At 69.5% G+C, this 5878-nt stretch carries 7 protein-coding genes; 6 read left to right on the top strand and 1 reads right to left on the bottom strand.

Translation table 11 applies throughout. The annotated features are described in order from the left end of the window. Positions 1-347: 347 nt before the first annotated feature. From D7Y15_RS41630 to D7Y15_RS41640, 3 genes are read left to right on the top strand one after another with little or no spacing between them, the layout of a single operon-like run. Positions 348-1346, top strand: coding sequence for a polyprenyl synthetase family protein (locus D7Y15_RS41630; RefSeq protein ID WP_120576239.1), 999 nt, complete (start codon positions 348-350; stop codon positions 1344-1346). After that, positions 1343-1942, top strand: a complete 600-nt coding sequence (locus D7Y15_RS41635) for a GbsR/MarR family transcriptional regulator (RefSeq protein ID WP_120576238.1) — start codon at positions 1343-1345, stop codon at positions 1940-1942. The genes D7Y15_RS41630 and D7Y15_RS41635 overlap by 4 nt, the downstream gene beginning before the upstream one ends. 17 nt (positions 1943-1959) lie before the next feature. Further along, the gene (locus D7Y15_RS41640) at positions 1960-2487 is read left to right on the top strand and encodes a gamma-glutamylcyclotransferase (protein WP_120576237.1); all 528 of its coding nucleotides are present in this window, start codon (positions 1960-1962) and stop codon (positions 2485-2487) included. Positions 2488-2503: 16 nt separating this feature from the next. Here D7Y15_RS41640 and D7Y15_RS45020 read toward each other — a convergent pair whose 3' ends face one another. Next, on the bottom strand, positions 2504-3880 hold the full coding sequence (locus D7Y15_RS45020; protein ID WP_158629214.1) for a sorbosone dehydrogenase family protein: 1377 nt from the start codon (positions 3878-3880) through the stop codon (positions 2504-2506). 369 nt (positions 3881-4249) lie between these two features. On the opposite strand from D7Y15_RS45020, the gene D7Y15_RS41650 reads away from it, so the two are divergent. The 3 genes from D7Y15_RS41650 to D7Y15_RS41660 all read left to right on the top strand — a co-directional run bounded on the left by D7Y15_RS41650 (position 4250) and on the right by D7Y15_RS41660 (position 5756). Continuing rightward, positions 4250-4513: a hypothetical protein gene (locus tag D7Y15_RS41650; protein WP_120576236.1), complete on the top strand. Its 264-nt coding sequence runs from the start codon at positions 4250-4252 to the stop codon at positions 4511-4513. Next, on the top strand, positions 4510-5301 hold the full coding sequence (locus tag D7Y15_RS41655) for a heme oxygenase (biliverdin-producing) (RefSeq protein ID WP_120576235.1): 792 nt from the start codon (positions 4510-4512) through the stop codon (positions 5299-5301). The genes D7Y15_RS41650 and D7Y15_RS41655 overlap by 4 nt, the downstream gene beginning before the upstream one ends. Positions 5302-5405: 104 nt before the next feature. Beyond that, positions 5406-5756, top strand: a complete 351-nt coding sequence (locus D7Y15_RS41660) for a PilZ domain-containing protein (RefSeq protein WP_233596806.1) — start codon at positions 5406-5408, stop codon at positions 5754-5756. The last annotated feature ends 122 nt before the right edge of the window (positions 5757-5878 follow it).

The following is a 5878-nucleotide window of genomic DNA, read 5'->3' on the forward strand; positions in this document are numbered from 1 at the left end:
GCGATCGTCGGCGGCGTCAGATGTGTATAAGAGGCAGGGCGCCCAGGAGGGGCGCGGACGCGCCGGGCAGCGAGGCGCCAGGGCGGAAGAGCGGGACGCCGGTGGCGAGGGAAGCGAAGCTCTGGACGAGGCGGCGACGGAAGGCGGCGGACACTGCGATTCGTTTCCCACGGCCTCGCATTCCCTCTCAATCGGACCTCCAAGGACTCCACCGAGCCCGGCCGGACACCAACCGGGCTTATTCGTCGCTTTCCGCTGACTGTCCGCTCGCTTGGAGGGCAGAAGGGATTTCGGTGCAGTTCACGCGGTCTTGAACTATATGAACGGCCCGGAAGGAGACCGCGCACATGGATGTCGCTCACGAGCTGACGGAGTTTCTGGGGCAGGTGGAGCAGCGTCTGACCGAATTGCTCGCGGATGGCGACGTCGGCCCGGACGTGAAGGGTGACACGCTGATGGATGCGGCGCGCCACCTGTGCCTGGGGGCCGGGGGCAAGCGGGCCCGCCCCATGCTCGTCCGCCTGTTCGGTGGCGTGGTGGGGGTGCCGGCCGCACGGCTGGTGGATGTGGGTGTGGCGGCGGAGATGATCCACTCGGCCAGCCTGCTGCATGACGACGTGGTGGACGCGGGCATGTTCCGCCGGGGCCGCCCGACGGTGAACGCGCGCTGGGGCAACATCGTCGCGGTGATGAGCGGCGACCTCATCCTGTCCACGGCGCTGTCGCGGCTGTCCCTGCTGGACGCGCGACTGGTGCAGAGCGGCCTGGCCATCGTCACGGAGATGACCCGCGCGGCCATCGCGGAGGTGGAGGCGCGCGGCGACATGAACCTGCCGCTCACCCGGCTGCGCTACATCGCCGAGGGCAAGACGGGGTCGCTGTTCGGCTGGTGCGGCAAGGCCGCGGCGACGCTGGGGGAGCAGCCGGAGGCGCAGGCGCGCTTCGACGCCTTCGGCCGGCACCTGGGCGTGGCGTTCCAGATCGCCGACGACATCCGCGACATCCTGGGCACGGACGTGGGCAAGCCCCGGTACGCGGACGTGCACTCGCGCACGCCGTCGCTGCCCATCCTGCTGGCGGTGTCGCGGGACGAGTCCCTGCGCCGCAAGCTCAAGGACGCGTGGGCGTTCTCCGTCATCACCCCGGAGCGCACCCGGGAGATTGGCGCCGCCATCGAGGCCGCCGGCGCGGTGGAGGCGTCCATGGAGATGATGAACGTCGAAATCGAAGCGGCGCTCGACAAGCTGGGGCCCTTCGCGAACGACGCCGCGGGTGCGGAGCTGATGAGCTGGGCGCACCGGCTGTCGGAGGGCATCGCGGAGCAGGTGAAGGGACGCGCTGCATGAAGGGCTACCTGTGGACGGGGGGGGATCCCGGGAGCCAGAAGACCGTCGCGCCGCCGGAGAATGGACGGCTGGCGCCATGGGAGGCCATCGCCGTGGAGGCGGTGGGCAACGTCATCGAGTTCTGGGGCTTCAAGCGCAACCAGGGCCGCGTGTGGGGCCTGCTCTACCTGCGCGGCGAGCCGCTGACAGCCGGTGAGATAGAACGCGAGCTCGACCTGTCCAAGGGCGGCGTGTCCATGCTGCTGCGCGACCTGGAGCAATGGGGCGTCATCCAGCGGGTGCGCGTGCCGCGGGACACGGTGTGGCGATACGCGGCGGAGACGGACCTGGTGCGGATGGTGACGCACGTGGTGGAGGAGCGCGAGGCGGCCTTCGTCACCCGCATCCGCGCGGACCTGTCCGAAGCGCGCCGGCTGGCGGAGGGTGCTGCCGGCGTGCAGGCGGAGAAGCTGCGGCGGCTGGAGCGCATGGCCGTGCTGGCCGACCACGTGGAGCGCGCGCTGCGGCTGTTCATCAAGACGTCCCGCCTGGACGTGGGCGGGGTGCTGGGCGCGTTCCGCGACGGCGCCCTGTCGCGCGGCAAGGGCGAGCGGTAGAGGCGGGAGGACACACAATGGATTCGCACTACGACCAGGTGATGAAGGCGCGCGAGCAGGCGGACGCGAACGCGCCCCGGCGCTACTTCGCGTACTCGACCATCCTGGACCGGGCCGCCTTCGAGGAGTGGAGGCAGCAGCACAGCTACGGCTTCTTCGACCTGCCGGAGGGCCAGCTCGCCGAGGCGCTGGACGTGGACCTTGTCTACGACTTCCCGTCGCGCTGGTGGGGCGGCCGGGTGGCGGGCCTGACGGACGCGCCGGGCGCGCGCGTGTACGGGCGGCTCTTCGAGATCCCCGGCAAGGACTGGCCCATCGTCCAGCACAAGGAGGGCTTCGTCACCAGCATGTGCGTGGAGCGCACGGTGCGCGTGCGCGTGGATGGCCAGGAGGTGGAGGCCACCGCGTTCGTGACCAACCCGCGCCGTGCGTCGTCGGACGGGCCGGTGAGCCCGCGCTTCGTGGAGGCGCTGGTGCGCGGCGCGAAGAGCGCCGGGCTGCCCGCGGACTACGTGGAGAAGCTGGCGCGCGGCGAGTCGCGCTGAGTCGCTCGCCGCCGGGCTACGGCCGGGCGGTGGGGGCGATGCGATAGAGAGCACCGGCGGCGTCGTCGCTGACGATGAAGCCGCCGCCCGGGGCCAGGGCCACGTCCACCGGCCGGCCCCACACGCTCAGGTCCGGGTTCTTGAAGCCCGTGACCAGGTCCACCTCCTGCATGGGCTGGTGCGTGGCCAGGTCCCACGGGAAGACGGTGACCTTGTAGCCGGTCCGCTCCGTGCGGTTCCACGAGCCGTGGTAGGCGACCAGCGCGCCGCGCTTCCACTCCGGATTGAGCTCCCCATGGTCGAAGAACGTCAGGCCCAGGGGCGCCGAGTGCGCCTGGATGCCCTGGTCCGTCTTGTCCAACGCGGCGCAGTCCGCCTTGGCGCCGTCCCGGTTGAGGTTGTAGTCGCGGTCCAGGGGCATGTGCTTCAGGCCGCTGGGGGAGTCCGGGTTGGAGTTGCAGAAGGGCCAGCCGTAGTGGCCGCCCTGCCGCACGGAGGTGAGGGCCTCTGGCGGGTGGTTGTCCACGTACTCCGGAATGACCTTGCCGTACTTCCCGGTGCCGTCGTCGAACGGGTAGGGCGTGTTGTCGCGGTTGTTGACCGCCACCCACAGCGTGTCGGTGCCCGGCTCCCACGCAAGGCCCTCCGCGTTGCGCAGGCCCCGGGCGAACAGCTCGCGTGAGCCGCCGCTCCAGTCCCACCGGTAGATGGCGCCGCGCAGCGGGTCGCTGGTGGTGTCGCTCAGGCACACGTTGCAGGTGGACGCGATGGCCACGTACACGCGGTGCTGTGAGTCCACCGCCAGGTTCTTGAGCTCGTGGCCGTAGGCGCCGTGCAGCTCCGGGAGGGATGCGTCCGGCAGTCCCGTGACGACCGTCTCCACCGTGCCGCGCGCCGTCTCACCGGGCGTCCAGCGCGAGCGCGTGACGCGGTCCTTCTCCGACAGGAAGACCCACACCTGCCCGTCGCGCTCGTGGAAGACGAGGTCGTGGGGCCGGCCCAGGCCGCCTGCCCACTCTGTCACCTCCGGCGCCTGGCCCTCGCGGGGGCGCACCTGCATCACCTTGTTCTGGCCGGGAACGGAGACGAGCAGCGTGCCCTCCGGCGAGAATGCGATGAAACGCGCGCCCGGCACCCGCGCCCAGACCGCTACGGACATGCCTGCTGGGATGTTCAGGGAGTGCGGCACATCGAACGGAGCGCCCCTCATGCCCTCCGGAACCTGGACCTGGGCCGCCTGGAGGTTCCAGGAGACAGGTTGCTGACCCGCGTCCACCACGCCTGAGTCCCGGAGCGAAAGGGAGGGCTCCGGGGCGTTCGTCGAGTTGGACTTGCAGCCGGCCAGGAGGCACGCCAGGCCCAGGAAGGTCGTCAGCACGAGGGGTCGCCGCATGGTCGTCTTTTCCTAACCGCGTTCTCCGACTGCACGCGACCTGAACAAACCTTCAGCCGTTTTTCCCGTCGCCCCGAGCACCCCTGAACGGGCCTGAACAAACATTCAGGTAGTTCCGCCGCGTCGGAAAGGGTCGCGCCTACATGAACAAAAAGGCAGCCAGCGGCATTGGCGTGAGACATGAAACAAATAAATGCAGACATATGTAATTGACTGTGATGCTTGTCTTTGTCTGGTGTTTTAATGTCTGTCTTTGAGGTGTTGACCACCGGTCTCCGGATCAGAACGGGGTGGACCGGGCTTGACGGCGGAAGGGTGTTGTGGCTTCATGATTTTGATTTCGATAATCAAAATCATCTGGAGAACGCGATGCTCGGTCAGGGATGCTGCAGGGCGGTGCTGGCGCGAGGCCCGTGCGCTGAAGTGACGCGGTGCAGCTGTGGGCACATCCACCTGGCGGTGGGGCCGGTGACGCTGCGCCTGGAGGAGGACGTCCTGCGCGCGCTGGGTCACACCCTGGTGGAGGCCATCCACCAGTTGGAGATGCCGCACGCGCCCGCGCACGAGGCGGAAGCGCAGGAGCCGGCTCCCGCCGCCGCCCACGGGGCGCCCACCGGCGGGTGGAAGCAGTGAGCACCGTCCGGGGGACGATCCGCTGGGGCGGCTTCGAGCGCTCCGCGAGGGACAAGCGCCTGTCCTCCGCGTCCACGGCCCTCGAGGCCCTCCCGTCCACGCAGCGGCTGTCGCTGCGGCTGGAGGAGGGGACGGGGATCGCCCGGCGCCAGGCGGAGCAGTCCACCTTCCTGGAAGCGCTCTTCAACGGCACGTGGAACGGCGGCGTCTATGGCCAGTTCGTGCGGGCGCGCCATTACGTGAACCACCTGCGCCAGCTGCACGTCGTCTACGAAGCGCTGGAGTCCGTGTTGCCGGCGCTGAAGGACGGCCCGCTCACGCGCGTGCTGCGGCTGCCGGAGCTGCGGCGGGCCTCCGCGTTGCTGGCGGACCTGGACTGGTTCTGCGGCGACACGCGCACGAAGCCCTTCGCCTGCACGGAGACGCGGCTGCACGCCGAGCGGATCCGCGAAGTGGCGGCCGAGGCCCCGCACCTGCTCATCGCCCATGCCTGGGCCCGCTGCGTCCAGGACCTCTACACCGCCCCCCAGCGCTCGGAGCTCATCGCGCAGGCGTTCGAGCTGGAGAACGGCCGGGGCACGGCCTTCTACAACGCGGTGTCCGCCGCGGAGCTGCTCGCCTTCCAGAGCCGGCTGGTGGCCCGGCTGGACGAGGTGCCGCTGACGGAGGGCGAGGCCCAGGAGCTGGTCCAGGAGGCGCGGCTGGCCTTCCGCATCCAATCGCTCATCTGCGACGAGCTGGCTCGGGACGCACCGGAGCTGGAGGGGCTGGGCGGTACTCCTGGGTAGGGTTGCCACGAACCCACGGAGGAGGTGGTCCGACCCACCGGCCCGCCTTCTCGCCTGGGAGGGCGATGTGCCGTTTCGTGACAGGCACGTTAGGATGGCGGAACGTGACACTCCAGATGACCTCTCACATCGATCGCCGCGCCTTCCCCCGCATCCACGCGCCCCTCTATTCGCGCCCCGCGCGCATGAAGGTGGGCGAAAAGAAGCAGGTGCTCGACGTCAGCCTCGGGGGCGCGCGCATCTATTCGGATGATCCGCAGGACGTGGGCTCGCGGCTGGATCTGGAACTGTTCCTTCCGGACGGCAGCTCGCTGGAATGTACGGCGCGCATCGTCTGGGCCATCAAGTTACCCAAGGACGCCGTGGCCCGCTTCGAGGTGGGCCTGTCCTTCACCGACGTGCCAGAGCCCGTCCTGGCACGTCTGAAGACCGTCCTCGTCACGGACGAGGGCTAAGCCATCCGGGGTAAATCTTTGCCTAGGGAGGTAGCATCCACCGCTGCCCTGCAGGAGGGCAGGAGGAGCGGTGGATGAGCCGAAGCGGCAACCACCTCAAAGTGACGGTGCCACAGCGCCGA

The organism is Corallococcus sp. AB030 (genome assembly GCF_003668965.1).
GTDB lineage: Bacteria > Myxococcota > Myxococcia > Myxococcales > Myxococcaceae > Corallococcus > Corallococcus exiguus.

What these genes read in the sequence shown, in the direction of transcription:
- D7Y15_RS41630 (WP_120576239.1), top strand. Translation starts at nt 348, where the DNA reads ATGGATGTCGCTCACGAGCTGACGGAGTTTCTGGGGCAGGTGGAGCAG.
- D7Y15_RS41635 (WP_120576238.1), top strand. Translation starts at nt 1,343, where the DNA reads ATGAAGGGCTACCTGTGGACGGGGGGGGATCCCGGGAGCCAGAAGACC.
- D7Y15_RS41640 (WP_120576237.1), top strand. Translation starts at nt 1,960, where the DNA reads ATGGATTCGCACTACGACCAGGTGATGAAGGCGCGCGAGCAGGCGGAC.
- D7Y15_RS45020 (WP_158629214.1), bottom strand. Translation starts at nt 3,880, where the DNA reads ATGCGGCGACCCCTCGTGCTGACGACCTTCCTGGGCCTGGCGTGCCTC.
- D7Y15_RS41650 (WP_120576236.1), top strand. Translation starts at nt 4,250, where the DNA reads ATGCTCGGTCAGGGATGCTGCAGGGCGGTGCTGGCGCGAGGCCCGTGC.